This is a genomic window from Pseudohongiella sp. (genome assembly GCF_040877505.1).
GTDB lineage: Bacteria > Pseudomonadota > Gammaproteobacteria > Pseudomonadales > Pseudohongiellaceae > Pseudohongiella.
In genome coordinates this window covers 68,222-94,975 of the sequence record NZ_JBBDNQ010000042.1, presented here as the reverse complement: position 1 = coordinate 94,975, position 26,754 = coordinate 68,222, and the positions used below count along the sequence as shown (strand labels likewise).

Annotated in this window: 28 protein-coding genes; 9 read left to right on the top strand and 19 right to left on the bottom strand. The window is 56.6% G+C overall.

The features are described 5' to 3' along the window. Window positions 1-2: 2 nt before the first annotated feature. The 5 genes from WD071_RS15505 to WD071_RS15485 form a co-directional block, all read right to left on the bottom strand. Complete coding sequence (locus tag WD071_RS15505; RefSeq protein WP_368049303.1) at window positions 3-998, bottom strand: rhodanese-related sulfurtransferase; 996 nt, start codon at window positions 996-998, stop codon at window positions 3-5. A gap of 91 nt (window positions 999-1,089) precedes the next feature. Further along, window positions 1,090-2,910, bottom strand: a complete 1,821-nt coding sequence (recQ, locus tag WD071_RS15500) for a DNA helicase RecQ (RefSeq protein WP_368049302.1) — start codon at window positions 2,908-2,910, stop codon at window positions 1,090-1,092. A 6-nt stretch (window positions 2,911-2,916) separates the two neighbouring features. Next, window positions 2,917-3,765, bottom strand: a complete 849-nt coding sequence (locus tag WD071_RS15495) for a DUF3014 domain-containing protein (RefSeq protein WP_368049301.1) — start codon at window positions 3,763-3,765, stop codon at window positions 2,917-2,919. A 122-nt stretch (window positions 3,766-3,887) separates the two neighbouring features. Continuing rightward, complete coding sequence (locus tag WD071_RS15490) at window positions 3,888-4,439, bottom strand: peroxiredoxin (RefSeq protein WP_368049300.1); 552 nt, start codon at window positions 4,437-4,439, stop codon at window positions 3,888-3,890. Window positions 4,440-4,519: 80 nt separating this feature from the next. Continuing rightward, window positions 4,520-5,575 carry a hypothetical protein gene (locus tag WD071_RS15485; RefSeq protein ID WP_368049299.1) on the bottom strand — a complete coding sequence of 352 codons (1,056 nt, stop codon included), beginning with the start codon at window positions 5,573-5,575 and terminating at the stop codon, window positions 4,520-4,522. A 243-nt stretch (window positions 5,576-5,818) separates the two neighbouring features. Here WD071_RS15485 and WD071_RS15480 point away from each other — a divergent pair, with 243 nt between their 5' ends. The 3 genes from WD071_RS15480 (at window position 5,819) to WD071_RS15470 (ending at window position 8,593) form a co-directional block, all read left to right on the top strand. Next, complete coding sequence (locus WD071_RS15480) at window positions 5,819-6,637, top strand: UDP-2,3-diacylglucosamine diphosphatase (protein WP_368049298.1); 819 nt, start codon at window positions 5,819-5,821, stop codon at window positions 6,635-6,637. 127 nt (window positions 6,638-6,764) lie between these two features. After that, window positions 6,765-8,192, top strand: a complete 1,428-nt coding sequence (locus WD071_RS15475; protein ID WP_368049297.1) for an aldehyde dehydrogenase family protein — start codon at window positions 6,765-6,767, stop codon at window positions 8,190-8,192. Continuing rightward, entirely contained in the window at window positions 8,189-8,593 is a 405-nt protein-coding gene (locus WD071_RS15470; protein WP_368049296.1) for a VOC family protein, read from the top strand. Before WD071_RS15475 ends, WD071_RS15470 begins: the two co-directional genes overlap by 4 nt. A gap of 128 nt (window positions 8,594-8,721) precedes the next feature. Here the strand turns inward: WD071_RS15470 and WD071_RS15465 are convergent, their stop codons facing one another. Together WD071_RS15465 and WD071_RS15460 are read right to left on the bottom strand one after the other, a co-directional pair. After that, the gene (locus WD071_RS15465) at window positions 8,722-9,207 is read right to left on the bottom strand and encodes a peptidylprolyl isomerase (protein ID WP_368049295.1); all 486 of its coding nucleotides are present in this window, start codon (window positions 9,205-9,207) and stop codon (window positions 8,722-8,724) included. Between the two features lie 120 nt (window positions 9,208-9,327). Continuing rightward, window positions 9,328-10,122 (bottom strand): SDR family oxidoreductase, encoded by a 795-nt coding sequence (locus WD071_RS15460; RefSeq protein WP_368049294.1) that lies wholly within the window; start codon window positions 10,120-10,122, stop codon window positions 9,328-9,330. 235 nt (window positions 10,123-10,357) lie between these two features. On the opposite strand from WD071_RS15460, the gene WD071_RS15455 reads away from it, so the two are divergent. Beyond that, window positions 10,358-12,457 carry a TonB-dependent receptor gene (locus WD071_RS15455; protein ID WP_368049293.1) on the top strand — a complete coding sequence of 700 codons (2,100 nt, stop codon included), beginning with the start codon at window positions 10,358-10,360 and terminating at the stop codon, window positions 12,455-12,457. A 54-nt stretch (window positions 12,458-12,511) separates the two neighbouring features. Next, a complete protein-coding gene (locus WD071_RS15450) occupies window positions 12,512-13,153 on the top strand; it encodes a CoA pyrophosphatase (RefSeq protein WP_368049292.1) in 642 nt (213 codons plus the stop codon). On the opposite strand, the gene WD071_RS15445 is transcribed toward WD071_RS15450, so the two are convergent. The 4 genes from WD071_RS15445 to WD071_RS15430 all read right to left on the bottom strand — a co-directional run bounded on the left by WD071_RS15445 (window position 13,150) and on the right by WD071_RS15430 (window position 16,127). Further along, window positions 13,150-13,824 carry a GGDEF domain-containing protein gene (locus tag WD071_RS15445; RefSeq protein WP_368049291.1) on the bottom strand — a complete coding sequence of 225 codons (675 nt, stop codon included), beginning with the start codon at window positions 13,822-13,824 and terminating at the stop codon, window positions 13,150-13,152. The two genes, WD071_RS15450 and WD071_RS15445, sit on opposite strands and share 4 nt — an antisense overlap. Further along, the gene (locus tag WD071_RS15440; protein ID WP_368049290.1) at window positions 13,824-14,570 is read right to left on the bottom strand and encodes a dienelactone hydrolase family protein; all 747 of its coding nucleotides are present in this window, start codon (window positions 14,568-14,570) and stop codon (window positions 13,824-13,826) included. Before WD071_RS15440 ends, WD071_RS15445 begins: the two co-directional genes overlap by 1 nt. A 21-nt stretch (window positions 14,571-14,591) precedes the next feature. Continuing rightward, window positions 14,592-15,071 (bottom strand): peroxiredoxin, encoded by a 480-nt coding sequence (locus WD071_RS15435; RefSeq protein ID WP_368049289.1) that lies wholly within the window; start codon window positions 15,069-15,071, stop codon window positions 14,592-14,594. Window positions 15,072-15,230: 159 nt separating this feature from the next. Further along, complete coding sequence (locus WD071_RS15430; RefSeq protein WP_368049288.1) at window positions 15,231-16,127, bottom strand: trypsin-like serine protease; 897 nt, start codon at window positions 16,125-16,127, stop codon at window positions 15,231-15,233. On the opposite strand from WD071_RS15430, the gene WD071_RS15425 reads away from it, so the two are divergent. Continuing rightward, window positions 16,126-16,305: a hypothetical protein gene (locus WD071_RS15425; protein WP_368049287.1), complete on the top strand. Its 180-nt coding sequence runs from the start codon at window positions 16,126-16,128 to the stop codon at window positions 16,303-16,305. The two genes, WD071_RS15430 and WD071_RS15425, sit on opposite strands and share 2 nt — an antisense overlap. Window positions 16,306-16,346: 41 nt before the next feature. Here the strand turns inward: WD071_RS15425 and WD071_RS15420 are convergent, their stop codons facing one another. After that, window positions 16,347-16,529, bottom strand: coding sequence for a hypothetical protein (locus WD071_RS15420; RefSeq protein ID WP_368049286.1), 183 nt, complete (start codon window positions 16,527-16,529; stop codon window positions 16,347-16,349). Window positions 16,530-16,707: 178 nt separating this feature from the next. On the opposite strand from WD071_RS15420, the gene WD071_RS15415 reads away from it, so the two are divergent. Beyond that, the gene (locus tag WD071_RS15415) at window positions 16,708-17,193 is read left to right on the top strand and encodes a chemotaxis protein CheW (protein ID WP_368049285.1); all 486 of its coding nucleotides are present in this window, start codon (window positions 16,708-16,710) and stop codon (window positions 17,191-17,193) included. Here WD071_RS15415 and WD071_RS15410 read toward each other — a convergent pair whose 3' ends face one another. Both WD071_RS15410 and mpl read right to left on the bottom strand, forming a co-directional pair. After that, window positions 17,194-17,817, bottom strand: coding sequence for an LON peptidase substrate-binding domain-containing protein (locus WD071_RS15410; RefSeq protein ID WP_368049284.1), 624 nt, complete (start codon window positions 17,815-17,817; stop codon window positions 17,194-17,196). A 14-nt stretch (window positions 17,818-17,831) separates the two neighbouring features. Then, window positions 17,832-19,238 (bottom strand): UDP-N-acetylmuramate:L-alanyl-gamma-D-glutamyl-meso-diaminopimelate ligase, encoded by a 1,407-nt coding sequence (gene mpl, locus WD071_RS15405; protein WP_368049283.1) that lies wholly within the window; start codon window positions 19,236-19,238, stop codon window positions 17,832-17,834. 89 nt (window positions 19,239-19,327) lie between these two features. Between mpl and WD071_RS15400 the strand changes: the two genes are divergently transcribed. Continuing rightward, the gene (locus WD071_RS15400; RefSeq protein ID WP_368049282.1) at window positions 19,328-19,846 is read left to right on the top strand and encodes a TIGR02444 family protein; all 519 of its coding nucleotides are present in this window, start codon (window positions 19,328-19,330) and stop codon (window positions 19,844-19,846) included. Here WD071_RS15400 and WD071_RS15395 read toward each other — a convergent pair. Further along, window positions 19,834-20,418, bottom strand: a complete 585-nt coding sequence (locus WD071_RS15395; protein WP_368049281.1) for a UbiX family flavin prenyltransferase — start codon at window positions 20,416-20,418, stop codon at window positions 19,834-19,836. The genes WD071_RS15400 and WD071_RS15395 overlap by 13 nt on opposite strands. Before the next feature lie 193 nt (window positions 20,419-20,611). Here WD071_RS15395 and WD071_RS15390 point away from each other — a divergent pair, with 193 nt between their 5' ends. Further along, window positions 20,612-21,871, top strand: a complete 1,260-nt coding sequence (locus WD071_RS15390) for a 6-phosphofructokinase (RefSeq protein ID WP_368049280.1) — start codon at window positions 20,612-20,614, stop codon at window positions 21,869-21,871. A 4-nt stretch (window positions 21,872-21,875) separates the two neighbouring features. On the opposite strand, the gene pdxH is transcribed toward WD071_RS15390, so the two are convergent. From pdxH to WD071_RS15370, 4 genes are read right to left on the bottom strand one after another with little or no spacing between them, the layout of a single operon-like run. Beyond that, complete coding sequence (gene pdxH / locus WD071_RS15385) at window positions 21,876-22,514, bottom strand: pyridoxamine 5'-phosphate oxidase (RefSeq protein ID WP_368049279.1); 639 nt, start codon at window positions 22,512-22,514, stop codon at window positions 21,876-21,878. A gap of 39 nt (window positions 22,515-22,553) precedes the next feature. After that, window positions 22,554-23,228 carry an MORN repeat-containing protein gene (locus tag WD071_RS15380; RefSeq protein WP_368049278.1) on the bottom strand — a complete coding sequence of 225 codons (675 nt, stop codon included), beginning with the start codon at window positions 23,226-23,228 and terminating at the stop codon, window positions 22,554-22,556. A gap of 49 nt (window positions 23,229-23,277) precedes the next feature. Then, entirely contained in the window at window positions 23,278-25,908 is a 2,631-nt protein-coding gene (locus tag WD071_RS15375; RefSeq protein WP_368049277.1) for an ABC transporter permease, read from the bottom strand. Continuing rightward, a complete protein-coding gene (locus tag WD071_RS15370) occupies window positions 25,901-26,605 on the bottom strand; it encodes an ABC transporter ATP-binding protein (RefSeq protein ID WP_368049276.1) in 705 nt (234 codons plus the stop codon). The genes WD071_RS15375 and WD071_RS15370 overlap by 8 nt, the downstream gene beginning before the upstream one ends. Window positions 26,606-26,754 lie beyond the last annotated feature (149 nt).

Sequence of the window (26,754 nt, the reverse complement as noted above, 5' to 3'; positions counted from 1 at the left end):
CGCTAACCGACTTTGCGCTGTTCTTCCTTGGCAGCAATCTTCTCCTGTCTGCGCTTGCGGATAATGACCGACATCGGTTCCCCGATATGGCTTTCACCGCGCTCGCGCGCCAGCTGCATCTGCCGCTCACGCTCGGCATAACGCTGCAGCTGCTCCTGACTGTGCCGGTCATGGCAATGCGGACAGCTGACACCGGGGCGGAACAACTCTGAACGCTTTTCCTCGTCGGTGATAGGCATGCGGCAGGCGTGACATTGATCATAGGAACCACGCTCCAGCTGATGATTAACGGTCACGCGATTGTCGAACACAAAACATTCACCATGCCACAAAGACTCTTGCTCGGGCACTTCTTCCAGGTATTTCAGAATGCCGCCCTGCAGGTGATAGACCTCGTCAAAACCCTGTTGTTTCAGATACGCCGTGGATTTTTCGCAGCGAATGCCTCCGGTACAGAACATGGCAACTTTTTTGTGCCTGGCCGGATCAAGTGTACGCTCCACAAATTCCGGGAACTCGCGGAAGGCGTCGGTTTCGGGGTTGACGGCATTCTCGAAAGTCCCGATCTGGTACTCATAATGATTGCGGGTATCAATGACCAGCACCTCAGGATCGGCGATCAGTGCGTTCCAGTCTTTGGCCGGCACGTAAGTGCCCACGATATGGCAGGGATCGATGTCATCTACACCCATGGTGACAATCTCGTTCTTGAGCTTGACCTTGGTGCGATAAAACGGGTTTTCGTCGGTATAAGATTCTTTCACCTCGATGGGGCCGAAGCGTTCGTCCGTGCACAGCCATGCCATCACGGCGTCAATGCCGGCACGCGACCCGGCGATGGTGCCATTGATGCCCTCGCGCGCCAGCAGCAAGGTACCTTTCACATGACTATCCAGCATGACGCGGTGCAGAGGGCCCCGCAGGTCGGCAAAATCCGGCACCCGCACAAAGCGGTACATCGCTGCCACAACCACTGACTCTGATTGAATGTCTGGCATACTATTCCTTCTCCTGAGCTGTCTCCGGATCGTAAATCCGGCGCCGCCTGTTTACGCAATGAATCGGGTCATTGCAAAAAAGGCGCGCAGTTTACACCAGATCCAGCTCGTGCTCATTGATTATGCGTAAAAACGCATCACCATATTTATCCAGCTTGCCCTGGCCGACCCCGTTCACCGCCAGCAACTGCTGCCCCGTGAGCGGGCGTAGCTGCACCATATCCAGCAAGGTCGCGTCGTGAAAAATGACATACGGCGGCACATCAAACTCCTCAGCAAGGCGTTTGCGGCATTGCCGCAGAGCCTCCCACAAACGCTTGTCCTGCGGCTGCATATCATGCTCGTGGGGTTTGCCGCGCTTGGCCCGGGCGCTAACCTCCTGCACATCGATACGCAGCAGCACTGACTCCTCTCCGCGCAGTACGGGCCGGGCGCGCTCTGAAAGATAAAGCCCCCCGTAACTGGCATGGTCTACGCCAAGATAACCACGCGCCACCAGTTGCCGATACACCGATTGCCACTGCGCCTTGTCTATATCAGAGCCTATGCCAAAGGTCGTGACACGATGATGTCCGTTGTGCAAAACCCGCTCACTTTCGATGCCGCTGAGAACCTCTATCAGGTAAGCCACACCAAAGCGCTGACCGGTCCGGTAAACGCAGGACAGGGCCTTTTGTGCTGCTTCGGTGCCATCCCAGGTCGGTGACGGATTCAGACAGGCGTCACAGTTGCCGCAACTGTCAGGCGCCTGCTCGCCAAAATACTCACGCAGGGCCTGACGACGGCAACTGGTGATTTCACATAGCCCCAGCATCGCATCCAGGCGCACACGTTCAAGACGCTTGAATTGTTCATTACCCTGCGAGCCATCCATCATCTGGCGCAACTTGATCACATCCTGTAAACCATAGACCATCCAGGCGGTCGCAGGTTCCCCATCGCGTCCGGCGCGGCCGGTTTCCTGATAGTAGGACTCAATGCTTTTGGGCAGGTCCAGATGCACAATAAACCGGACATCAGGCTTGTCGATGCCCATACCAAACGCGATGGTGGCCACCACAATGACACCATCTTCCCGCAGAAAACGTTGCTGGTGCTCAAGGCGCTGGGCTGCGCTCAGACCGGCATGGTACGGCAGGGCAGTAAAACCCTGCTGCTGCAGCCACAGCGCAGTCTCTTCGGTCTTGCGCCGTGACAGACAGTAGATGATACCGGCATCGCCGCTGTGCTCCTGACGCAAAAACTTCAGCAACTGCTGCCGAGGATTGCGCTTTTGAGTGATGCGATACTGGATATTGGGCCGGTCAAAACCGGTGACAAATTGCCGGGCATCGTGCAACCCCAGGCGCTCAATAATCTCGGTGCGGGTGGCCGCATCGGCAGTGGCCGTCAGCGCGATACGGGGCGTCTGCGGAAACCGCTGCTGCAGCACCGACAATTGCAGATAGTCGGCCCTGAAGTCATGCCCCCACTGGGACACACAATGCGCTTCATCAATCGCAAACAGCGCAATGGACAAACCTTCCAGCATGTCCAGGGTACCAGGCTGATTCAAGCGCTCCGGCGCCAGGTACAACAGATCGAGCTCACCCTGTCGCAAAGCTCGCATGACCTGGCCGTAGTCCTCGGAAGAAAGCGAGGAATTGATAAACCCTGCACGCACACCCAGCTGCTGCAAAGCATCCACCTGGTCCTGCATCAAGGCGATAAGGGGAGAAATGATCACGCCCACACCGGGGCGGATGATGGCGGGAATCTGGTAGCACAGCGACTTGCCACCGCCCGTTGGCATCAGCACCAGGGCGTTACGACCGGCCAGTACTTCGTCGATGATTTCGGTCTGGGCACCACGAAAATGCTCATAACCAAATACTGACTGCAGAACAGTCAGCGCAGAAGATGTAGTAGACATGGTTTGTTACAGTCCGGCCTGCAGTCGCTCCCGATAAGCAGGCAGGCGGCCTTTGAGTTTTTCGGTGTTTTCCGGGCCGAGACGCAGAAGCTGTTTCTCCACCGGTGACATATCTTCGATGCGGCCTTCCGCATAAACATACATCACCGAGGGCTTGATCAATTGAAATGGGCCGGTTGCGGTGTCGGCTGCCATGATCCGGTCAATAGCCTGCACCAGCACTTCATCAAAATCCCCGCTGCCCAGCCCCAGCTCAGCATAGGCTTCCTGGAACAGCGGACGCAAGGCCCGGTAAACAGTCATCGCCTGTTCCGGCTCCAGCCCTACCAGGGTGTCAATCATGTCATCGAAGCGACGATATGATGCTGGCTGCATTTCATAAAGATTGTTATCAATTTCCTCGACAACCACGTCGCCCCCGACACCGCGCAGCGGATACTCTACCTGCGGCAGCTCGTCCTGAGCCACATTATAGGTGAACACCACAAACTTGCGGATGATGTCGTCAGGCGCCAGCATGCGTAACAGGCTGGCGCCCAGCTCGAGACCGGCCAGGCGGGATATTACGGCAGTGTCGCTGTCGTTCAGCGCGGGTAGTGGCTCGGCATCGGGCTCAGGCACCTGCTGCAGATCCAGAGCAGGCGCCGGTTCGGTTTCCTGAATCACGATCGGCTCCGCGTCCACCGGGTCAACGGCGGGCTGGGTGACAGGTGTCACCGGGCGCGGCACCGGGCGCTCGATTTCGACGGTCCGGGTGGCGCCCTCGGGGGATTCAAAGGTCAACCCGAGGTAGACCAGAAACAGAACCCCGATCAGGGACAAAACCGCAATTATCGCAAGTGTCTTATGTGCCATAGTGGTATCCATTCTTGCACAGGCTGAATGACAGGAGCAAGACGAACGCGGCAGGCATCATCGTAATGCCTGCAATCATCATGATTCCGCCATAAACGTTTTGTCACCCGCGCGGGCTGCGCTCAACGCGATGCGGTCTGATTACGACGCGGGAAACCCAACTCAGCCATACTGTTGGCCAGGTCGGTGCCGGCGGAACTCGGGTTTGTGGACTTGTCTATTTGTACCACAATGCCCTGTGCATCAATGTAGTAGGTCCAGCGATTGGCGTAGCCACTGGCACCCAGCACACCGTAATCGGCGGTCATGGTTTTGTCCGGGTCCGCCAGCACCGGAAAATCCAGTTCGTATTCTTCGGCAAAATCGGTATTTTTCTCGACACTGTCGACGCTGGCCATGAAGTACGCTACATCAAAGCTCTTGATTTCATCACTGCTGTCCCGAATCGCTTTGCACTGAATGGTGCAGCCCCCGGTGAAAGCGGCCGGGAAGAACGCCAGGATCACCGGTTGTTTGCCAACAAAATCAGACAGACTGTAGGTGTTGCCATCCGACGCCTGCAAGGCGAAATCAGGGGCCTTGTCGCCTACCTCAAGGGCGCCGGCCCCCGACGTCAGAGCCAGGGCACATGCGCCCAGCACCACTGCAAAAACCTGTTTAATTGCCGTTTTCATGTTATTGCCTCTTATTTTGGCATGTCATTGCCTGTTGTTTTGGCATGTCATTGCCGGTTGTTTTGGATAGTTCATTGACCTTACCAACGCTGCAACGAAGAGCGCCGTGCATCACGCTGTAACTCTTTGATGGCTTCTTCGATATTCTGCAACGCCTTCCCGCTATCGCCGGCATGGGCCGCAGCAAAGTCAGGGTTTTCCGCCAGCAAGGCCTCCATATCACGCATCGTGGCCTGCAGACTCATGCGTGTCCGCTCACTCTGCATGCGCCGTTCATTGCCCGCCGAAAACAGATAATCCGGGTTACTGACGCGCTCCTGCCAGCACACGCGCTGAAAGCCGCCACTGCCATTGGGTACTGTACGACACACGGTCTGACTGACATAACGCGGCGTCGGCGAATTGAATTCGGACAGCTGCTGATAGTTGAACTGTCGCGCCACTTCAGCATCGGTCGATGCCATGGCGTAAAGCAACGACCATTGCTGTTCAACATCGCCCCTGTCACGCGCCGATGCCAGCGCCCGCTCGTGCCGATCCTGCAAATCCTGCAAGGCCTGCAGACCCTGCTGGGAACCGGGCCGGGTCAGCAGATTGTAACGCGATGCCTGCAGCTGCCAGTCACTGAAGGATACCAGCGCCGCAACATAGGCTTCACTGTCGGGCTCATGAGCCCTGGATTGCAGATCGAACAGCAGGTGTGCATAAATATCAACCTGCTCCCATGCCTGCAGGCCGAGATTGGCCTGTACCAGTGATTTCAGCAACGAAACCTGACGCTCACCGTACAGGCCATCGTTCACCCTGACCAGTTGCATGGCCTGCTCCAGGGTGCCGTGGGCAAGCTCGAACTCCTCCAGCTCGAGATAGGTCCTGCCCAGATCATCCTGCAGCTCTATCAATGCCGGGTCATAACTGCCCAGCTCATGGCTCAGCCCTTCAATCTGCGCCTGCAGAGCCTGAGCGCGCTCCAGCTTCTCCTGGCGCTGAATCGCCAGGGCAGGATCTTCTTCCGGCTGCGCCGCACCATCAGCCCCTGCACCGTCTTCCTGCGATGCCGACAATGACGTCGACAGCAGTAATAACATTGCCCAGATCAGGCGTCGGCTGGCAATGACCACGGACTTCATACGCATAAGGTTTCCCGGTTGATGTAAAGACAAGACCCGCGGCCCTGCTGACACCATTCATTGTTATCAGTATACGCCATCTCGACCGCACTCAGGCAAATCCTCATCGACACCGTTTTATCCACAATAAATGCATTATAAACAATATGATAAACGCCTTTTTGTCACAATAAATTCATAAAAGCTTTACGCCAATGTCATATCACCCCGTTACTGTAACCCCAATTCTGTCATAGCGAGGTAACCAGGATGAACGCTGTCACTAGACTTCAGGCCCAACCCGCACAGAAATATCGCACCATCTTCATATCCGATCTGCATCTCGGCTTCCGGGGCTGCCAGGCCGACAAACTGCTCGATTTTCTGCGCAGCACGGATTCCGAGTACCTGTACCTGGCGGGTGACATTTTTGATGGCTGGGAAATGAAGAAACGCCCGTACTGGCCACCCGAGCACCAGGAAGTGGTGAAATTGATTCTGCACAAGGCAGCCAACGGCACCCGTGTCATCTATACCCCCGGCAATCACGATGAGTGCGCGCGCGATTTTTGTGGCCACAGTTTTGACAACATTCTGGTACGCGACACTGCGATTCACACCACCGCCGACGACAAAAAACTGCTGGTGCTGCATGGCGACCAGTTTGACACCGTCGTCAAGGTCAGCCCGATGTTGGCGCACATAGGTGCCAGCATGTACGGCAAGTTGCTGATGCTTAACCGTCTGGTTAACGCTGCCCGCAAACTGATGGGCAAGCCTTACTGGTCGCTGGCGGCACACCTGAAGAACAGGGTGAAGAATGTGGTCAGTTACATAGGACGTTTTGAGGAAGCGGTGATCAATTCCACGCGCTCACAGCAGCTCGATGGCGTAGTCTGCGGACATATTCATCACGCCGAAATCACCCGCTTTGGTGACACCCTGTACTGCAACACCGGCGACTGGGTTGAGAGCTGCACCGCGCTGATCGAGCGGCCAAACGGCATGCTGGAGATTCTGCACTGGGCCGATGAGCAGCAGAAACACAACACACACAGCGAGCAACCGGCCCTGCCCGAGGCCGCCTGAGCAACGCTTGCCAGGGAAACGCAGACTGCCAACGGACACCTGGCTGGCAGTCTGTGCGGTTTTGCCTGATAATCGGTCCCCTGTTTATTCAACAGTTTAATTCGCAATGCCCTGGGGGGAGTCAGTTATGCAAGACCATTTAAGTTTTTATATCAACGGCCAATGGGTCAGGGAAACCGACCGCGAAACACTTGACGTCATCAACCCGGCCACCGAACAGGCGTTTGCAAAAATTGCCATGGGCACCGTCAAGGATGTCGATGTTGCCGCAAAAGCCGCCCGGGCTGCCTTCCCGGCCTGGTCACAGTCCACGCGCGAGGAGCGCCTGGCAGTACTGGACAAAATCATCGGCGGCATCAAGGCCCGCAGCGAAGAGCTGGCTCAGGCCATCTCCCAGGAAATGGGCGCCCCCATCAGTTTCGCGCGCACGGCCCAGGTAGGCACTGGTATCGGCCATTTTGCCACCGCACGCGCCATTCTCGAGAGCTACCAGTTTGAGGAAACCCGCGGCAAGACCCAGGTTATCAAGGAGCCGGTCGGTGTTTGTGGTTTTATCACACCCTGGAACTGGCCATTGAATCAGGTGACCTGCAAAATTGCACCGGCCATCGCCACCGGTTGCACCATTGTCATCAAACCCAGCGAGCTGTCACCGGTCAGTGCCATCATTCTGACCGAGATTATCGCTGAAGCCGGTTTGCCCGACGGTGTCTTCAATCTGGTCAACGGTGATGGACCGACTGTCGGCGCCGCGATTTCTTCACACCCGGAGATAGACATGGTGTCCTTTACCGGCTCGACCCGCGCCGGTCGTGAAGTGGCCAAAGCGGCTGCCGATGGCATCAAGCGCGTGTGTCAGGAACTGGGTGGCAAATCCGCCAACATCATCCTGGACGATGCTGCCGACTTCGGCAAAGCAGTCGCAGGCGGCGTCATGGGTTGTTTCGGCAACTGCGGCCAGTCCTGCAACGCCCCGACCCGCATGCTGGTGCCACAAGCCCGCATGGCCGAGGCCATCGAGATCGCCAAAGCGACTGCCGCCAAGGCAGTTCCCGGTGATACCCGGGACGAAAACACACGTATTGGCCCCGTGGTCAGCAAGGCCCAGTTCGACAAGATCCAATCCCTGATTCAGGCCGGTATTGATGAAGGCGCCACCCTGGTTGCAGGCGGCGTCGGCAAACCTGACGGCCTGGACACCGGCTACTACGTCAAACCCACGGTGTTTGCCAATGTCACCAACAACATGGTCATTGCCCGGGAGGAGATCTTCGGGCCAGTGCTCAGCATCATCGGTTACAAGGACGAAGACGACGCAGTTGCCATCGCCAATGACACCGATTACGGACTGTCCGGTTATGTATCAGGTGAGCCCGACCATGCCCGCGCCGTCGCTCGCCGCCTGCGCACCGGCATGGTTCACATCAATGGTGCAGGTCCCGATTTTGCTGCCCCCTTCGGCGGTTACAAGCAGTCGGGCAATGGCCGCGAATGGGGCATTGAAGGTTTCCACGAATTCCTAGAAATCAAGGCCATGATGGGATACAACGCATGAGCCTGATGATCAGCAAACCGGCGATCGATCTGGGTATCATCACCCGCGATGCGGAGGCCATGCTGGCCTTTTACCGGGATCTGCTGGGCCTGCAAGTCGAGGGCGTGATCCCGATGCCCTCGGGCGGCACCATGCACCGGCTGAAGATTGGCGACAGTGTGGTCAAGATTGTGCAGCTGGATCGCGACCCGCCTGCGGATGCGCCGCCTGGCGGCATTCCCGGCGCCACCGGTTATCGCTACTGGACAATTCATATCAGCAATCTGGCAGCGGTGGTTGAGCTTTGTGAACAGGCGGGCCACAAGGTGGTTGTGCCGCCGAAGGTGATACGGCCGGGGGTGACAATTGCGATGGTGGTTGACCCCGATGGCAACTGGCTGGAGTTGTTGCAGGCCGACTGACGCTGCATAAAAACGTAATCGAGAGGCAGGCAGTGCGAAGCAAAAACAGGCTCAAACGCGCAGTTTACACGGAGTAAATGAGCATTTTGAGCCTGTTTTTAACCAAGCAATGTCAACGACAATAGTTTTTAGTGGCTTTCGCTGCCGTCGTGCACGTGACCGTGCTCTATCTCTTCTTCGCTGGCATCACGCACACTGACTATTTCTACAGCAAAATGCAGCGTCTTGCCCGCCATCGGATGGTTGGCATCGATAGTGACCTGGTCACCATCAACCGCGGTAACCACGATGTGTTGCTCGCCCTGTGGGCCTTGCGCAGTGAAACCCATGCCCGGCTCAACCTTGTCCACACCTTTGAACATGTCCTTCGACAAGGTCTGTACCAGCTCCGGGTTGCTCTCGCCATAGGCTTCAGCCGGCGGGATCGTGACTTTGAAGTTCTGACCCGTGGTCTTGCCTTCCATCTCTTTCTCAAGCCCCGGGATCAGGTTATTTGCGCCATGCAAATACGTCAGCGGCTCGCGGCCTTCAGAAGTATCCATGACTTCACCTGCGTCGTTGGTCAGGGTGTAGTTGATACTCACTACCGCATTCTTGCCGATCATTAAACTCATTGTTCAGTTCCTGTATTTAGACTTTAACGGGCGACACCCTAACATTTATCACCCGGGATGTCTTGGCAAGAGCCCGAATATGGGCTTTTTCCCCGTTTTTTTCTGCTTATAAGCACTTTATCAGCGATTTTTGTACTGATCCGCGAAACGATCCTGCAGTCGCCGCATGCCACCGAGCCAGCGATCATAGTCGCCCGCTTTGCGCTGAATATAGGTCAGCACCTCCGGATGGGGCAGACACAGGAAGCGCTCTTCGGCGAGGGTTTCGATAACCGTTTGTGCCAGTGCATCGGGTTCCAGCATACCGTCTACCCCGGCGACGCCACCGCCCCCGGTATTGGCCGTCATGTCAGTTTTTACCGCCTGCGGACACAGCACCGAGACCTTGATGCCACGACTGCCATAGGTAATCGACAGCCACTCGGCAAAACCCACGGCTGCGTGCTTGGTCACGGCATAGGGCGCCGAGCCGATCTGACTGAGCAGACCTGCGGCGGAGGCGGTATTGAGCAGATAACCTTCGCCGCGCGCCAGCATGCCGGGCAGCACCGCGCGGGCCGCGTAGATATGCCCCATGACATTGATATCCCAGATGCGCTGCCAGGCATCGTTGTCGACACTTTCATCACCGGCGGTAAAGATACCGGCATTGGCACAAAACAGGTCAATATGACCGAAGGCCTCGATGGTTTTTGCCACCAGCGCCTGCACATCGCTTTCCTTGCTGACATCGGTGGCCACACCCAGTGCCTGAGTCTGCCCGCCAATCAGCCCGACAACTTCATCTATCCCGGCCTGCTGAATGTCCGCCACCACCACGGCGCTGGCGCCTTCAGCGGCAAAGCGCTGACACAATGCGCGGCCTATTCCTCTGGCACCACCCGTGACAACCACAACCTTGTTTTTTACCTGCATGGACAATTTCCCCTTTTTTACCGGTCCTGATTTACCGGTCCTGTTCAACCAGTTAAGTTACGTGTTATCTGTCTCATCCCCAAGCATAGCCACCTGATCGGCCACGCGGCAAGCAGAAAACCAACTCAAATTGTGCTATCGTCTGCACCGGCTGAAACAGGCCACCCGCCAAAGACTCTAAGGGAGAGCTCACGTGGAACAATATTCCAACCAGTCAGATGCACGGAAAATCGTTATGACTCAAACACCGTTGCATGGACGCAAATTACTGGCCGCCTCATGCGCCGCCGCCATCGCTGCTGCGATGATGCCGGCCCACGCGCAGGACACGGCACCCGCCATTGAAGAAATCCAGGTTATCTCAGCATCGCGCCGTCCGGAAGACCTGGGCAATGTGAATGCCAGCATTGCCATTCTGTCCGAAGAAGAACTAAGGCTGATTTCCCACACCCACATTCAGGAAGCAGCCAATCGCCTGCCCGGCGTCAACATCAACCGCAACAATGGCCAGGAAAGCCTGATCTCAATCCGCTCTCCTGTGCTGAGCGGCGGCGGCGCCTGTGGTGCGTTTTTGCTGGCTGAAGAAGGTATTCCGCTCCGCGCAGCGGGCTTCTGTAACGTCAATGAACTGTTCGATTCGCATTCCGAAAATGCAGAACGCATTGAAGTGATACGTGGCCCGGGCAGTGCCTTTTATGGCTCTAACGCTGTACACGGTATGATCAATGTGGTGCTGCCGGAACCTGATGACCGACGGCAACTGAGCCTGGAAGCAGGCCCTCGAGGCACGTTGCGCGGCAATGCCCGTATCGGTTTTGAAAACGACAATTTCAGTCATACCTTCCTGGTCAACGGCATCAGCGAAGAAGGCTATCGACCGCAAAGCGGCGTTGATCAGCAGAAGCTGTCCTGGCTTTATCAGACCACACTGGCCAATGGCGCAGAGCTGGACGGTGGTATCACCACCACCAACCTCAATCAGGAAACGGCCGGTTACATCAACGGCACCGATGCTTACAAAGACGAAGACCTGCGTCGGGTCAATGAAAACCCTGAAGCGTACCGGGACAACCGCAGCATGCGCGCCTGGACTCGAATCGGCTACACTCTGGATTCCGGCTGGGATGTGGTCATGACACCGTATTACCGCAAAACCGACCTGGATTTCAAACAACACTTCCTGCCCGGCACACCCACTGAAACCAACGAGCACAGCAGTGTCGGCATGCAATTTGCGGCCTACAGAGACTTGAGCGAAAGCACTTTGTTATCAGCCGGTCTCGACCTGGAGTTCACTGAAGGCACGCTGACTCAGAGCCAGGATGGCCCCACCCAGGGCTCGCCTTTCCTGGTCGGTACGGTGCCCGAAGGCAAGCATTATGATTACGATGTCGACGCTACCCAGATAGCACCTTTTGTGCAGCTTCAACACTACTGGGATAATGGTTTTGATATCACCCTGGGCATGCGTTTTGAGCGCATGAACTATGACTACGACAACAACATGCTTAGCGGTCGTACACGCGAAGATGGCACTGTCTGCGGCTTCGGTGGATGTCGTTACAACCGTCCGGCAGACCGCTCCGACACCTTTGCCAATGTAGCCCCCAAACTGGGCATTCGTTACCAGATCAATGACACCCACAACGCTCAGTTCAGGGTGACACGGGGTTACCGGGCACCACAGGCCACCGAGCTGTACCGCCTGCAAAACGACCAGAATGTCGCCGACCTCGATCCTGTGGAAATCGACAGCGTTGAACTGGCGCTGCAAGGCACCACCGGCAGCTGGACCTACGAAGCCGTGGCGTTCTACATGGACAAGGATAATGAGATCATCAACAACGCTGACCGCGTCAATCTCAATGGCATTCACACCCGCCACAAAGGTCTGGAACTGAGCGGTACTTATGCGTTGTCTGATGACTGGCGCCTGAGCGCGGCCTATAACCATGCTCGCCATACCTATCAGAATGATCAGCTGGTCGGTGGCGTCAATCTGAATGGCAACGATGTCGAATCCGCGCCACGCAATTTTGGCACCGCGCAGATACAGTGGACACCCACGAGCACGCTGACCACTGAGCTGCAATGGGTGGCCATGGGCGAGTACTACACCAACCCGGAAAACGCCAACAGCTATGATGGTCACAATGTGTTCAACCTGCGCACTCGCTGGCAGGCTTCGGATGCGCTGACGTTATCAGTGAACATCCTGAACCTGACTGACCGCAAATACGCTGAACGTGCCGACTGGACAACCTTTGGTGGCGATCGCTATTTCCCGGGCGAACCATTACGCGCGTTTGTGGCGCTGGACTGGCGCTTTAACTGATCACCTTGAGCATTCGCCCGGGGTCGTAACAGGCCGACAGGATGAGACACCAACATGAATGACGGATTGATAGCACGACTGGAAAAATTTTTCCGGCTGTCACCGTCGTCAACGGATCTCATCCTGCCGCCTGATCCCGCCGAACATTCATACCGACCCAACCAGCCGATTGACGGCAAAAATCTGCGTCATGCCGGTGTTCTGATTCCCGTGATAAAAGCGGGAGCTGGCACCGAAAGCCGCATCATGCTGACCTTGCGCACCCAGCATCTGCGCAGTCACGCCGGGCAGGTAAGTCTGCCGGGAGGCAGCGCCGAAGCTCAGGATGTTGATATCATTGGCACCGCGCTGAGAGAGGCGGAAGAGGAAACCTGCCTGCCCGCGCATGCCGTTCAGGTGATGGGGACCCTACCGGCATTGATCATGCCGTCGGCCTTCCATGTGACACCCGTTGTTGGCCTGGTCGATGCGGATGTGAAACTGCAGGCTTGTCCGATTGAGGTAGCAGAGATTTTTTACGTACCCACGTCGTTTCTGTTGAATCCAAAAAATTACCGGGTTGCCAGCATGGAATTCCAGAACAGGGAGCGCCGCTTCATGGAAACACACTATGACGGGTATCGAATCTGGGGCGCAACTGCGGCAATTTTGCACCACCTGGCAAAACAGATACATCAACTTGAAGACGGCAGCTAAGCGTCTTTGTCTTCGACAAAACCGTCCATCAGCGCCGCCCGCTCATCTGCAGACATACCGTTAAAGGGTTCGCTCATCTGCGGGTAATGTACGCGGTTTTTCCCTGCCTGCTTGGCCTGCAGCAAATACTGGTCGGTCCGATCCAGAAACGCTTCGGCTGTCACCGTATCGCTGGCACGATACACATCAACCCCGATACTGACCGACATCGGCACAGGATCGCCGTTGTCGGTCCGCAGCTGAATCCGGGTGACACCCTCGCGGATGCGCTCGGCCAGTTGCACCGCATCGCGCAACTCCGTTGACGGCAGCACCAGTACAAATTCCTCACCACCAAAGCGGCACGGAACATCCAGTTTTCGCAAGGAGCGTTTAAAAAATGTGCCCACCGTCTTCAACGCGCTGTTGCCAAACTCATGCCCGTGCTGATCATTGATGGCCTTGAAGTTATCAAAATCAAGCACAATCAGGGAAAACGCGCCACCGGAACGATGCACCCGCTCCATCTCCTGATTTATCGCCCACAGTAAATACCGATAGTTGTACAGGCCGGTGAGTGCATCCGTACGCACCTGCTCAGTAAGCTCGTTGATTCTTTCCCGCAGCTCACAAAGTTCACCAATATACTGGCAATTCGCATCGCAGTCCGGGCAAGGTGGCAACGCACTCATCAGGGGGCGACATCCAGCGGCGGGGTATCTTCAAACAATTCCCGGAAAAAATTCGCCAGCGCCTGCTCAGCGCGGGCATTGGCAGTCTGACTGAAGACAGTGCCAAAGTCCGGATTGTTGGCTGCCGGATTGGTGAACGCGTGTTTGGTGCCACCGTATACATGAACCTGCCAGTCGACGCCCGCCTCTGACATTTCGGTTTCAAAAGCCAGTACCTGCTCGGGCGGCACCATGGGATCATCATGTCCGTGCAGACACAGCACACAGGACTGAATCTTCTGACTCGGTGCGTCACCCTGTCCCAACAGACCGTGCACACTGGCAACACCCTTGACATCAGCGCCGGATCTGGCCAATTCGAGCACCGCCATACCACCAAAACAATAACCAATGGCGCCGATATTGCTGTCATCAACCTGCGACAGCGCGCGCGCCGCCACCAGGGCCGCCTGCATCCGCCGACGCAGCAGCGCCCGGTCCTCAACAAAAGGCATCATCAATGCCGTATTGCCCTCGGCGTCACCCTCTTTGCCAAAAACACCTTTGCCGAAGACATCGGCAGCAAATCCGACGTAACCCAGATCCGCCATCCGCTCGGCGGCAGCGCAGGCGTATTCCCGGCGACCGGTCCAGTCGTGGCCGATCAATACACAGGGTTTCCTGTCAGTGGCATCTTCATCGTAAGCTATATAAGCTTCCAGCACGGTATCGCCATCACGATACTCTATGTATTCCGTTTTCAACATCAGGGTTCTCCTTCGCCGGGATTACAGCTGAGCCAGGATATTATCGGCCGAGCTGACCTCAATACCGCCGGCGGGCTCAACGCCCAGGTAACTGACTTTGCCGTCATCCACGATCATCGCAAAGCGCTTGCTGCGCTTGCCCATACCAAACCCGCTGGCGTCCATGGTCAAGCCCAGCGCCTCGGCAAACTCAGCATTACCATCAGCCAGCATCAACAACTCTTCCGCGTTCTGGGCCTTGCCCCAGGCCGACATGACAAAAGCATCATTGACGGCCATACAGGCGATGGTATCAACGCCTTTTGCCTTGATTTTGTCTGCGTTCACCACAAAGCCGGGCAGGTGAGTCACCGAGCAACCCGGGGTAAATGCACCCGGCACGGCAAACAGAACCACTTTTTTACCGGTAAAAATATCATCTGAAGTGATGTTCTCCGGACCTTCCTTGCCCATGATTTTGAAGGTCGTTGCAGGTATTTTGTCGCCGACTTGAATGCTCATGAAATCACCTTTGATTTGTTTACGCTGTCCCTGAAACAGGACAGTATTCGAATGAATAACACTCAGGAGAATAACACCTGAGCAGGTAGCGTCTGAGCAGATAGTACCAAAATTGTATAAATATACATCTGTGGTATACGCAGCAGAGTTAAAAATCGGTCAATTCGCTGACAAAGAAACTACACCCTCGCCCTTATGGGCATCTTTGATGACCGCATCTATCCATGCCAGATGCTGGCTGACACGCTCGTAAACAACAACGGCACCGTAACGACCGGGGCCCGGCGAGCCAGCCTCTCCGGTCAACTCCCCGACCGCGATGCCGGCAAGCCACATCGTCTCATTCTGCGTCAGCAACGCAGGTCCACCGCTGTCACCCAAGGCGGGGATGCCCTCGAACTCCTCAACCTCGCTGTTATTGACCCGCGGATCATTAAATTCGAAACGCAATCGCTCATCGGCGCGCACAACCGTATTCTGCGCAAAGCGCAGCTGTCCGTCGTCAACTGACATTCCCGTGGTGCCTATCCCGGTGTAACCCCAGCCCAGGAAGGTCATGGCCTGCCTCAGTTCGTCCTCACCCCGATATAGCTCAAGCACCACATCTGCGCTGACTGGCGCCGACAGACGCAGCAATGCCAGGTCAACCTGCCGTGGGTGCAGGTGCTCCGACAATTCGCCTGTCCACCCCGGGTGCAGGTGCAGCGCGTCAATATAATGTGTCTGACGGGCTATCTGTACCGCATATGGCCTGCCTTCGGTCAACGTGGCCTGCAACCCGGTCTCCGAAGCACAATGCGCTGCGGTCAACGCCCATTGCGGCGCCACGACTGTTGCCACACAGACTTTGCGCCGCCCCTGCTGCGCCAACGGAAAGACGCCGGGGTAGTCGGCTTCACTGGCGAGGTATCGGGTGTATCCGGTATCATGCCTGATCACGATGGCGTTTACCGGCGCGAACGCCAGGCACAGCAGTACAAAGCAGATTTCCGGCGCACCGGGTACCTTTTTCGACCTGATTTTTTTAATCGAGTACATCAGGCAGGAGTTTGTCATGAGCAATACCAGTGATTCAAAACAGGCCAAACGTGAACAGGAGCGTGAATACGAGAAATCCGGCCTCTACCCGGACAATGAAAAACCCTTCCGTATCCTGGCGCTGCTCGGCTGGCTCGGAGTTGTCGTGATCTGTCTGGCAGGGGCAGCGGCAATTCTGGACATCATGCTGCTGTAGAGGCGGTTTTTACGATCAGCCCATCTTTTACCAGCAGCCCATTAGCCGCGCGGGCGCCGGCCGGGGCGCAAACTGGGCAGCTCGCGTTTTTTGTTCACGCTGCGAAGAATTTTGGCCAGCCGATAGGCAACAAGGATAACAGCAAGCACAATAAACCCGAGAATGCTCGCAACCAGCCACTGCTCGTGGGTCCAGGTACCAGGACTTGACCACACTTCCGACATCACACAACCTCCTGCGGATAACACCAATGTCCCGGTATTATGCGGCAAGCCCGAAACGAAGACCAGAGCAGCCCCAATGTCAGCCTCTGCGGGCTGCTGGTGACTCTGCCCTCAATTATTTGCCGAAGCTGCCGCTAAATCAGTCAGACCGGCACAATGTACAGCAGGAAACCACCCTATGACCAATACCGCCCTCGCAGAGCAAGCCTCAGGCAAAGCACATGACAGTACCGCGCAGCTGATCAAGCACGTGAGTTTTACCCTGGGTGGGGAAACCTACGCCATCAACGCTGCCCGGGTAAATGAGGTATTACGATATACCGAGATTACGCCTGTGCCGGGAGCACCGGCGTTTATCCTGGGCATTATCAATCTGCGCGGCAATGTTGTCACCGTGATCAACGGCCGTGGGGTGTTCGGTCTGGCGAATCAGGCCATATCAGAACAGTCGCGCATCATCGTGGTCGAGATTGAGGATTTTGTGCTGGGGGTTGTGGTAGACAGGGTATCGGCAATCGTGGATCTGAACGCAGGGGAGATAGAAATACCCCCGGCCACAGGTAACGAGGCAGCTGCAAGGTTCATCCACGGGGTCTATAATGAAAATGATCAATTGCTGATTCTGGTGGATTTCAGCCGGGTTGTTGAGCTGCTGCCGCGCTGATCACCCATGGTGCATCACTGACGCCACCAGGTTTTCGATTTCCCGGATACGCTCCTCGGTATCGTCGAGCGCCAACAGCTGCTGCTTCTGATGCACCGGAACCGGAAGCAGTTCGCTCAGGCGCCAGGCCAGCTGACGTCTGTCCTCAAAGTCGATCGCCAGGTCCAGACTTTCGATCAGGGGGTGTGCCGACAGGTCCCGCAGCAAATCCACCAGCGCCTGGTGCTGCCCGGTCAAGGGCAACGCCGGCTGACCCAGGAAGTCTTCCCGGGCAAATTGTACGGCTGCCATCAACAGATTGTCATCCCGGGTCCAGCAGTCCCGGACCGTAAATTTGTGTCGTCCTTCCACGGTAATGCCCAACAGGCCATTCGGCAGTTGGTCCCAGTCCACGATGCGGGCATACATGCCAACGCGCTCCACCTGCTGACTACTTCCGGGCTTTACCACTTCCGCACCTTTGCTGATAAGGCAAATACCAAACCCGGTATCGGTTTTCATGCAATGGCTGACCAGATCGATATAACGCTGCTCAAATATCTGCAGCGGCAGGCGCCCGCCCGGAAACAGCACGGATCTGAGCGGGAACAGCGGTATCAGTTCGGGCTCTTTCATTGCAGACATGGCAGCAACTCCCTTCAGGCCAGCGCTGACAATAATTTTTGATGAATACCACCGAAGCCGCCATTGCTCATGATCACAATATGGTCACCGGCACGGCAATGCCGGCTGAGATAGGCAACAATGTCATCAACGCTGTTGAAGTTCAGGGCCGGCACCGGACTTTCGGCGATAATACCCTCAATATCCAGACCATTCCCTGCGCCCGACATCCATAAACACAGATCGGCAGCGCGACAGGATGCCGCCAGACAGCTCTGGTGCACACCCATTTTCATGGTTGCTGAGCGCGGCTCGATAACAGCGATCAGGCGGGTACCCGGAATCTGGTTGAGACGCTGACGAATACCGTCCAGGGTGGTCTCAATAGCCGTGGGGTGATGGGCAAAGTCGTCGTAAACACTAATGCCCCGAACCTCGCCGAGCAATTCCATGCGCCGCTTGACGCTGGCAAACTTGCCCAGCGCCTCACAGGCAAGCGGGATATCCACACCCACATGATGCGCCGCGGCAATCGCCGCCACCGCGTTACAGACATTGTGCCGCCCGCTCAATGACCATGTCAGCCTGGCCGTGACGGTACTGCCCAGGTGGCTGGTTTTGCTTATATCACATACGCCACCATCGGCTTGCAGCAGGCGCACCCCCCAGCCACTGGGTTCCGGGCCACGACTGTCATCACGTTCGCCATCAAGCAATGCAAAACTCTGGGTCGGCGTCCAGCAGCCCTGTTCCAGTACCTGCGCCAGCGCTTCGTCGAAACGTGGCCGTATGATCAAACCCTCGCCCGGCACAATCCTGATCAGATGATGAAACTGCCGCTGAATCGACGCCAGGTCCGGGAAAATATCGGCATGATCATATTCAAGATTGTTCAGAACAAGTGTGCGTGGCCGGTAGTGGACGAACTTTGAGCGCTTGTCAAAAAAGGCACTGTCATACTCGTCAGCTTCTACCACAAAAAAATCACTGCCTCCCAGGCGGGCAGACACCGGAAAGTTTTTCAGCACGCCGCCAATAAGGTAGCCGGGGTTCATGCCAGCGTATTCCAGTATCCATGCCAGCATGGCGCTGGTGGTGGTCTTGCCATGGGTGCCGGCAACCGCCAGCACCCATTTGCCCTGCAGCACATAGCGTGACAACCATTCCGGCCCCGAGCAGTAAGGCAGCCCCTGGTTCAGCACATATTCAACCGCGGGATTGCCGCGCGACATGGCATTACCCACCACCACCAGATCCGGGTGTGGCTGCAGATGCGCCGGGTCGAAACCCTCACAAAGCCGGATGCCCTGTTCTTCCAGTTGCGTGCTCATGGGAGGATACACATTGGCGTCGGAGCCACTGACGCTATGCCCAAGCTCCTTGGCCAGCACTGCGAGGCTGCCCATGAAGGTACCGCAAATACCAAGGATATGAATGTGCATATAAGTTCCTGTAAGCTATTTTGATTACTTTACCAAATCTGTCCTGGCAAATCTGTCCTCACCAGACACAAATAATATGGCGATAGCACATGGCAAAACCTGACTCCCGGCCCCGACCCGGCCTGCTGCACTTCGCGCAGAGCGTATACGCCCTGCCCGACGTTCAGACATTGTGTCTGCGCTTGCAGGACGAACAGGATGTCGATGTGGTTCTACTGTTGATGTGCTGCTGGCATGGTTGCTGCCGGGGTTTACTGTCGCAGGCACAGTTTGAACAGGCAGCGGCATTTTCCGGCACCTGGACCCGTCAACTGGTAAAACCACTGAGACAATCACGGCGCTGGCTCAAATCTCATCCCTCTGCTGCCATCGGCGTACCCGGCGCCGACCAGGAGGACTTGCGCCAGCGCATCAAGGCCATAGAGCTGGATGCTGAATTCATGCAGCTGCGGGCACTGGCGTCAATGTTCGCTGATGTTGAGGCAGGCCATGGTGACGCAGCAACTGCGGTTCATGCAAATCTCGCACTGTATGCCCGTTTGCGGGCGCTGAACCTGGACGACCGGATCATGGCAACATTGACACAGGCCAGTCTTCACTGCGTTTGACTGCCGGTTGCAGCCCCTTGCCAACGTTTGACCAGTCCCGACTCGATATCAAACAGATCCAGCACCCGGCCGACGCTGTGATTAATAATATCATCGACGGTCTGAGGCCGGGTGTAGAGCGCGGGCATGGGCGGCGCCACAATCGCGCCCAGCTGGCAGGCTTTCAACAGCAGTTCACAATGACCAACGTGCAATGGCGTTTCGCGCGGCATCAACACCAGCCGTCGCCGTTCCTTCAATACCACATCAGCCGCCCGGGTCAGCAGGTTGTCGGCATAGGAATGCACAATGGCCGACAGGGTTTTCATTGAGCAAGGCGCGACGATCATGCCATCGGTGCGGAACGAGCCGCTGGCAATGCTGGCAGCCAGATCTTTGACCGAATGTACCTCATCCGCCATGGCCATCACCGTGTCGGCCTGCCAGTCTGTTTCCAGGCTGATATTCAGGCGCGCCGCGCCGGTCAACACCAGGTGAGTCTCGATATCGGGCGCTGTTTTCAGCACCTCCAGAAGCCGGATACCGTAAATAAGTCCACTGGCACCGGACATCCCTATAATCAAACGTTTCATTGTGCATCCTGTATGGTTTAATGGCTGCCTGGCCTCGACAACTCAACATCACCGATTGCCAAGCCAACGGGCACTTTGTAACATTATGCCCGACACAGCTCATATTGCACTATTTCCTCACAATCGGGGTTCCTCACAACCGGGGTTCCTTACAGCCGGGTTCGTTACATGCAGGCAGCAAACAGGTTTTTCCATGGCCAAAGCTAATTTATTCTACGCCCAGTCAGGCGGCGTCACCGCCGTCATCAACGCCAGCGCCTGCGGGGTGATTGAAACCGCTCGCCAGCACAAGTCCGACATCGGCAAGGTCTATGCCGGCAAAAACGGCATTATCGGCGCACTCACCGAAGAACTTATCGATACCAGCAAGGAGAGTGCCGCCACCATCGCGGCACTGCGTCACACACCTGCAGGCGCCTTTGGTTCATGTCGTTACAAATTAAAAAGCCTGGACGACAACCGCGCCGAGTATCAACGGCTGATGGATGTATTTCGCGCGCACAACATTCGTTATTTTCTTTACAACGGAGGTGGCGATTCGCAGGATACGGCAAACAAGGTGTCCATGCTGAGTCAGAAAGAAGGTTTTCCGATCACCTGTATTGGTATTCCGAAAACTGTGGACAACGATCTGCCCATTACCGATAACTGCCCGGGCTTCGGCTCAGTGGCCAAATATGTGGCGGTTTCCATCCGCGAGGCCGGACTTGATGTTGCCTCCATGTGTGAAAGCTCGACCAAAGTATTTGTTATGGAAGTCATGGGTCGTCACGCGGGCTGGATTGCGGGGGCGGCCGGACTGGCTGCCGAGCAGGAAGGTGACGCACCGCATATCATCATATTTCCCGAAATTGCCTTTAACAAAGCAGCGTTCATGCGCAAGGTAAAAGCATGTGTCAAGCGATTCGGTTATTGCGCTGTGGTGGTTTCCGAAGGAGCCCACTACAGGGACGGTCAGTTCCTTGCTGATGCCGGCGGCAAAGATGCGTTTGGTCACACACAACTGGGCGGCGTGGCGCCCTTCCTCGCCAACCTGATAAAACAGGAACTGGGTTACAAGTATCACTGGGCGGTTGCCGATTATCTGCAACGCTCTGCTCGCCATATCGCTTCCGCAACGGATGTTGAACAGGCCTATGCCATGGGCAAAGCCGCAGTGGATTTTGCCCTGGCGGGCAAGAATGCAGTCATGCCAACCATTGTCCGCAAACCTGGCAAAACCTATCGCTGGAGCGTAGGCGAAGCGCGCCTGGCGGATGTTGCCAATGTCGAGAAGCCAATGCCGCGTGATTATATTACGAAAGACGGATTCGGCATCACGCAAAAAGCCAGGGATTATTTTTCACCGCTGATACGTGGTGAAGATTATCCGCCCTATAAAAATGGCCTGCCGCAGTATGCGCGCCTGAAAAATGTTCTGGTCAACAAAAAACTGCCGACCTGGAAGCCCTGACCGCTCAGGGCGCCAGGCGATCTATCTGCCACTGCCCGCCCGATTGCAGTGAATACTGAAAACGGTCGTGCAGGCGGTTGGCGCCGCCCTGCCAGAATTCCATACGTGAGGGCCGTACCCGGAATCCCCCCCAGAAGTCCGGCAGAGGAATGTCCTTGTCGGCAAATTCTTTACTGACCGAATCAAACTGCCGCATCATGACGTCGCGCGATTCGAGCACCCTGCTTTGCGGCGAAGCCCAGGCGCCCAGCTGGCTTTCGCGGGGCCGACTTTGAAAGTAGGCTCTGGATTCGTCAACGCTGACTTTTTCTGCCACGCCACAAACCAGCACCTGGCGTTCAATGGGATGCCAGGGGAAATGCAGGCTGACGTTGGCGTTGACAGCCATATCATGCGACTTGCGACTTTCATAGTTGGTGAAAAATACAAAGCCGCGCTCATCAAAACCTTTCAGCAAAACCACACGCTGACCCGGTTGGTGATTTGCATCCACGGTCGCGAGCACCATGGCCGTCGGATCCGGCAACTCCATTTTGACGGCCTGCTCCATCCACAGCATAAACTGATCAACCGGGTCCGGTTTTAGTTGTTCACGCGTCAGGCTGCCGCTGAGATACTCGCGGCGAATTGATTGTAAATCCATGATTGCTACCTTGTCGTTGTTCGCCGTAACCGTAGCCCGTCAGCGGATAAAACGGCCATACTGCCAGTACTGATCCCGGCGGGTACCCGTGGGGTAGTAGAACGTGCCGTTGCCGTGTTTTTCGTTGGCATAAAACTCACCGACGTATCTGGCACCATCTGGCCAGCGATAGGTGCCGGATCCTTCATACAGGTCTTCAACAAATTTGCCTGTGTAGTTTTCGACATTGTTCTGCAGCCATTGCTCTGAATGCTTGTTTGGTGACCAGTTCTGCACACCAAAAAAATACGAACCCCGGCCATGTCGAAGATCGTTCTGCCACTGACCAATATACAAATTGGACACACCATTCCAGTAAGTGCCCCGGCCTTCCCGAACACCCATCACCCACTCACCGTCGTAGTAGGCCTGTTCATTGCGACTGACCATGAATTCAAGACGTCCGTTGCCGTGGAATTCACCCTCGCGGAAATTACCTTCGTATCGATTGGTGCCCAGCTCTGTGCGAATCTCGAGAATGCCATAACCGTTCTCGCAGTCCCCGTATGCGCACTCGCGACCCAATTCTGCAGGCGGACTGGCCAGCCAGCTTTGCGCCAGGGCTGCAGGCGCCAGACCGATACCCAGCACTAGCGCCAGTGCACCACTTGCCACCACGCTGGTCACTGACCATCGGTGACATGCGTTAATAACCCGTGACATCTGTCGTCTCATATTTGTCTCCTGTTAACACACCGCGTCCGGAACAGTCATGTCGACACCCTCATGCCGACAACTGGCGGAGCACCGCCAACGGGCTGGTATTGACAACTTTTCGCGTCGCCGCCACGCCCAGCGCGGCAATAATCACTGTCCCTGCCACAGGACCGGCTATCCACACCCAATAGTGCAGCGAAAAGGTCTGCTGGAACACTTCTGTCTGCAGATAATACAGGCTCAGCTCCGCACCAACCGTGGCGATAACACCCGCCAGCAGCCCGATAAAGGCGAACTCGATCAATAATGACGTCATGATCAGTTTACGCCCGGCCCCCAGCGTACGCAGGATGGCATTTTCCCGGAAGCGCTCATCCAGAGTGGCATTCACACAGGACAACAGCACCAGCGCACCGGCAATCAGCACCAGAGCGGCAATCAGTTCGATCGCCGAGCTGACCTGGGCAATGATACTCTGAATCTGCTCAATGAGGGCATCGACTTCGAGCACAACAATTGTCGGGAACTGCCTGAGCAGGTCATTCAGCAACAGCTTTTCCTGATCCTGCAGCAACAGGGTTGACAGGTAGGTCGCGCCCAGGTGATCGAGTGTGCCCGGCGAAAAGATGAAAAAGAAATTGGGCTGCATATTGTCCCAGCGCACAGTACGCATACTGTCTACAACAGCGGTAACTTCCTGTTCATTAACTCGAAACACCAGCTCGTCACCCAGATTGACACCAATGCGCTCAGCGTAGTCCTGCTCTACCGACACCCGGCCGGCACGGGGGCTATCCTGCCACCAGCTACCCGCGACAATGTCATTGTCCGGCGGTAGCTGCGCCGTCCAGGTAACCTGACGATTCTCCACCCGCTGCGGCCTGTCCGCGCCTTCTGTGCCATCTTCTCCGTCAGGCAGCCCCGATTCGTTGTCAGGCTCTTCGCTGCCCGCGCGCTCGGTCAATGTTGATCTGCCCTGTTCCTCATCATCATCGCCCCACGGCCGTCGAACGGGCTCGTCGTTGACAGTCAGGAGCCCCGCCGACACCATCGGATAAAATGGGTTGGCAGCAACGTTGTTGTCCTGCAGGAACGACTGCATGCCCGCGACCTGATCATCGGTAATATTCATCATAAAATGATTCGGCGTGTCCTCCGGCAACTGCGCCTGCCAGTCATTGATCAGATCTGTGCGCAGCAGCGCCAGCGTCAACAACGACATGATGGTCAATGAAAACACCAACACCTGCAGCACACTTTGCCGTCGTCGCCGGCGCACCGCTGACATCGCCAGCATCCAGGCACTGCCCGCACGCATGCCCGCGGCAGACCCCGTACGCAACAAAAGATACGACATGGCGCTCAATACCAGAGCGACCCCTGCCACGGCAGCGACCAGGAAGAAGCTGATCAGCAAGTCCTGGCTGTACCAGAGAATCAGAACCAGCGCCCCGGCCATACCAAACACATAGGGCAACGAAGTACTCAAGGGGGCGTCCGCGAGATCTTTACGCAACACCCGCAATGGCGAGGTGTGTTTCAACGCCAGCAGCGGCGGCATGGCAAAAGCAAACAAACAGATGAAGGCGGTCAATGCACCCAGCCAGAATGGCGTAAAGGAAGCCGATGGCAACTCAACCGGAATCACCGACTGCAGCAGAAGCAATATGCCTTCGTGCACCAGCCAGCCCAGCGCGGAGCCTACCACGACTGCAATAATCAACAACGCCAGCAGGATGCCAAAGTAGATGGCTGATATCTGGTTCGAGGTGCAGCCCAGTGTTTTCAGAATGGCCGCGTAGTCAAAATGACGTTCACTGTAACGCCGTGCCGTCAGGGCAATGGCAATGCCCGCCAGCAGCACTGCAAACAGACTGCCCAGCAGCAAAAAGCTCTCACCACGCGCCAGTGCTTCGCTCACTTCCTGGCTTTCATCACGGACGTCTCGCAGCCTGAAATCACCCGCGGACTGTTCCTGCACCCAGCCGGCAAACACATCAAGCACCTCAAGCTGACCGGCAAACAGATAACGGTAGGTCACCCGGCTGCCCGGCTGAATGATGTCGGTTACCGGCACGTCATCCAGATGCATCAACACGCGCGGACCCGCGTTTTCCATCATGCCGCCCTGCTGCCGGTCCGGCTCCTGCACCAGCACCCGGCTGACAACAAATTCAGCATTGCCCACGTACAGGGTATCGCCAATGTCTATGCCCAGGCTGGGCAGCACGCGCGACTCAACCCAGACCTCTCCGCGCGCGGGTCCGCCGGTTTCGGTGTAGGCAGTACCGAAGGGCTGATCTGCCACACGCAGCTCCCCGCGCAGTGGATAGGATTCGCTCACCGCCTTGGCGGCGACCAGCAGATTGCCCTGGTCGGAGAACACCATGGAGGCAAAGGCCTGCACTTCGGCAGTCGCCAGCCCCCGTTGCGTCGCTTCCTGCAGCCAGGCTCTGGGCGGTTGTTGGCGCCCGCTCAGCACACGGTCAGCCGCCAGCATGGTGGCGGATTCCTGCAACAGCGCACGCTCAAGTCTATCGGTGAACAGGGCAATACCGCTGACCGAGGTGACGGCCATGACCATGGCCAGCAGCAACAGACGCAACTCGCCGCCACGCCAGTCGCGCCACAACAGTCGCAAGGCAACCCGCATCAATGTCAGTGGCGACGCAGAAACCGCCCGGGAAGATTCAGACATCAGCCGTTGCTCCGACATCAATGCGGACGTCTTCGGTGATTTCACCAGCCACCAGACGCACCATGCGACTGCAGCGCTGTGCCAGGCGGTCATCATGGGTCACCAGCACCAGCGTGGTACCGAACTCCTCATTCAGGGAGAACAGCAAATCGATCACCCTTGCGCCAGTGGCTGCATCCAGGTTCCCGGTCGGTTCATCGGCAAACAGGATTTTGGCCTCGGAGGCAAAGGCACGGGCGATGGCAACCCGCTGCTGCTCACCGCCCGACAGCTGATTGGGGTAATGCTGCACGCGCGACTCCAGCCCGACTCTTTGCAGCAGGCGGGCAGCCTTGTTGCGCGCATCGCTGTCGTTCTTAAGCTCGATGGGCAGCATCACATTTTCCAGTGCCGTCAGACTGGGCAACAGCTGGAAAGACTGAAACACAAAACCCACGCAGCGGCCACGCAGCCGGGCTCTCTCTTCTTCATCCATGGTGCTCAGGTTATGCCCGTCAAGCATCATGTCACCCGAGCTGGCACTGTCCAGTCCGGCCATCAGGCCCAACAGGGTTGATTTGCCGGAACCGGACACACCCACAATGGCTACCGCCTCGGCCGCCTCAATGCTCAGCGAAATATCATTCAGTATCACCAGCTGGCCTTCACTGGTAGACACCTGCTTGGACAGGTGGCTGGCTTCGATCATTGCTGTCATACAGATTATCGCCTCTGAGTTGAAACTGTGCCCGACTGGCAGGCTGTGGTAAAACCCTCTGCAAGCAGACAGTTGTTACGAGCGCAGCCATGGAACCGGTTCATTGTGCTGGACCGGGATTGAATCCGCGACGTATACACAGTACTTTA

What these genes read in the sequence shown, in the direction of transcription:
- WD071_RS15505 (WP_368049303.1), bottom strand. Translation starts at nt 998, where the DNA reads ATGCCAGACATTCAATCAGAGTCAGTGGTTGTGGCAGCGATGTACCGC.
- recQ (WP_368049302.1), bottom strand. Translation starts at nt 2,910, where the DNA reads ATGTCTACTACATCTTCTGCGCTGACTGTTCTGCAGTCAGTATTTGGT.
- WD071_RS15495 (WP_368049301.1), bottom strand. Translation starts at nt 3,765, where the DNA reads ATGGCACATAAGACACTTGCGATAATTGCGGTTTTGTCCCTGATCGGG.
- WD071_RS15490 (WP_368049300.1), bottom strand. Translation starts at nt 4,439, where the DNA reads ATGAAAACGGCAATTAAACAGGTTTTTGCAGTGGTGCTGGGCGCATGT.
- WD071_RS15485 (WP_368049299.1), bottom strand. Translation starts at nt 5,575, where the DNA reads ATGCGTATGAAGTCCGTGGTCATTGCCAGCCGACGCCTGATCTGGGCA.
- WD071_RS15480 (WP_368049298.1), top strand. Translation starts at nt 5,819, where the DNA reads ATGAACGCTGTCACTAGACTTCAGGCCCAACCCGCACAGAAATATCGC.
- WD071_RS15475 (WP_368049297.1), top strand. Translation starts at nt 6,765, where the DNA reads ATGCAAGACCATTTAAGTTTTTATATCAACGGCCAATGGGTCAGGGAA.
- WD071_RS15470 (WP_368049296.1), top strand. Translation starts at nt 8,189, where the DNA reads ATGAGCCTGATGATCAGCAAACCGGCGATCGATCTGGGTATCATCACC.
- WD071_RS15465 (WP_368049295.1), bottom strand. Translation starts at nt 9,207, where the DNA reads ATGAGTTTAATGATCGGCAAGAATGCGGTAGTGAGTATCAACTACACC.
- WD071_RS15460 (WP_368049294.1), bottom strand. Translation starts at nt 10,122, where the DNA reads ATGCAGGTAAAAAACAAGGTTGTGGTTGTCACGGGTGGTGCCAGAGGA.
- WD071_RS15455 (WP_368049293.1), top strand. Translation starts at nt 10,358, where the DNA reads ATGACTCAAACACCGTTGCATGGACGCAAATTACTGGCCGCCTCATGC.
- WD071_RS15450 (WP_368049292.1), top strand. Translation starts at nt 12,512, where the DNA reads ATGAATGACGGATTGATAGCACGACTGGAAAAATTTTTCCGGCTGTCA.
- WD071_RS15445 (WP_368049291.1), bottom strand. Translation starts at nt 13,824, where the DNA reads ATGAGTGCGTTGCCACCTTGCCCGGACTGCGATGCGAATTGCCAGTAT.
- WD071_RS15440 (WP_368049290.1), bottom strand. Translation starts at nt 14,570, where the DNA reads ATGTTGAAAACGGAATACATAGAGTATCGTGATGGCGATACCGTGCTG.
- WD071_RS15435 (WP_368049289.1), bottom strand. Translation starts at nt 15,071, where the DNA reads ATGAGCATTCAAGTCGGCGACAAAATACCTGCAACGACCTTCAAAATC.
- WD071_RS15425 (WP_368049287.1), top strand. Translation starts at nt 16,126, where the DNA reads ATGAGCAATACCAGTGATTCAAAACAGGCCAAACGTGAACAGGAGCGT.
- WD071_RS15430 (WP_368049288.1), bottom strand. Translation starts at nt 16,127, where the DNA reads ATGACAAACTCCTGCCTGATGTACTCGATTAAAAAAATCAGGTCGAAA.
- WD071_RS15420 (WP_368049286.1), bottom strand. Translation starts at nt 16,529, where the DNA reads ATGTCGGAAGTGTGGTCAAGTCCTGGTACCTGGACCCACGAGCAGTGG.
- WD071_RS15415 (WP_368049285.1), top strand. Translation starts at nt 16,708, where the DNA reads ATGACCAATACCGCCCTCGCAGAGCAAGCCTCAGGCAAAGCACATGAC.
- WD071_RS15410 (WP_368049284.1), bottom strand. Translation starts at nt 17,817, where the DNA reads ATGTCTGCAATGAAAGAGCCCGAACTGATACCGCTGTTCCCGCTCAGA.
- mpl (WP_368049283.1), bottom strand. Translation starts at nt 19,238, where the DNA reads ATGCACATTCATATCCTTGGTATTTGCGGTACCTTCATGGGCAGCCTC.
- WD071_RS15400 (WP_368049282.1), top strand. Translation starts at nt 19,328, where the DNA reads ATGGCAAAACCTGACTCCCGGCCCCGACCCGGCCTGCTGCACTTCGCG.
- WD071_RS15395 (WP_368049281.1), bottom strand. Translation starts at nt 20,418, where the DNA reads ATGAAACGTTTGATTATAGGGATGTCCGGTGCCAGTGGACTTATTTAC.
- WD071_RS15390 (WP_368049280.1), top strand. Translation starts at nt 20,612, where the DNA reads ATGGCCAAAGCTAATTTATTCTACGCCCAGTCAGGCGGCGTCACCGCC.
- pdxH (WP_368049279.1), bottom strand. Translation starts at nt 22,514, where the DNA reads ATGGATTTACAATCAATTCGCCGCGAGTATCTCAGCGGCAGCCTGACG.
- WD071_RS15380 (WP_368049278.1), bottom strand. Translation starts at nt 23,228, where the DNA reads ATGAGACGACAGATGTCACGGGTTATTAACGCATGTCACCGATGGTCA.
- WD071_RS15375 (WP_368049277.1), bottom strand. Translation starts at nt 25,908, where the DNA reads ATGTCTGAATCTTCCCGGGCGGTTTCTGCGTCGCCACTGACATTGATG.
- WD071_RS15370 (WP_368049276.1), bottom strand. Translation starts at nt 26,605, where the DNA reads ATGACAGCAATGATCGAAGCCAGCCACCTGTCCAAGCAGGTGTCTACC.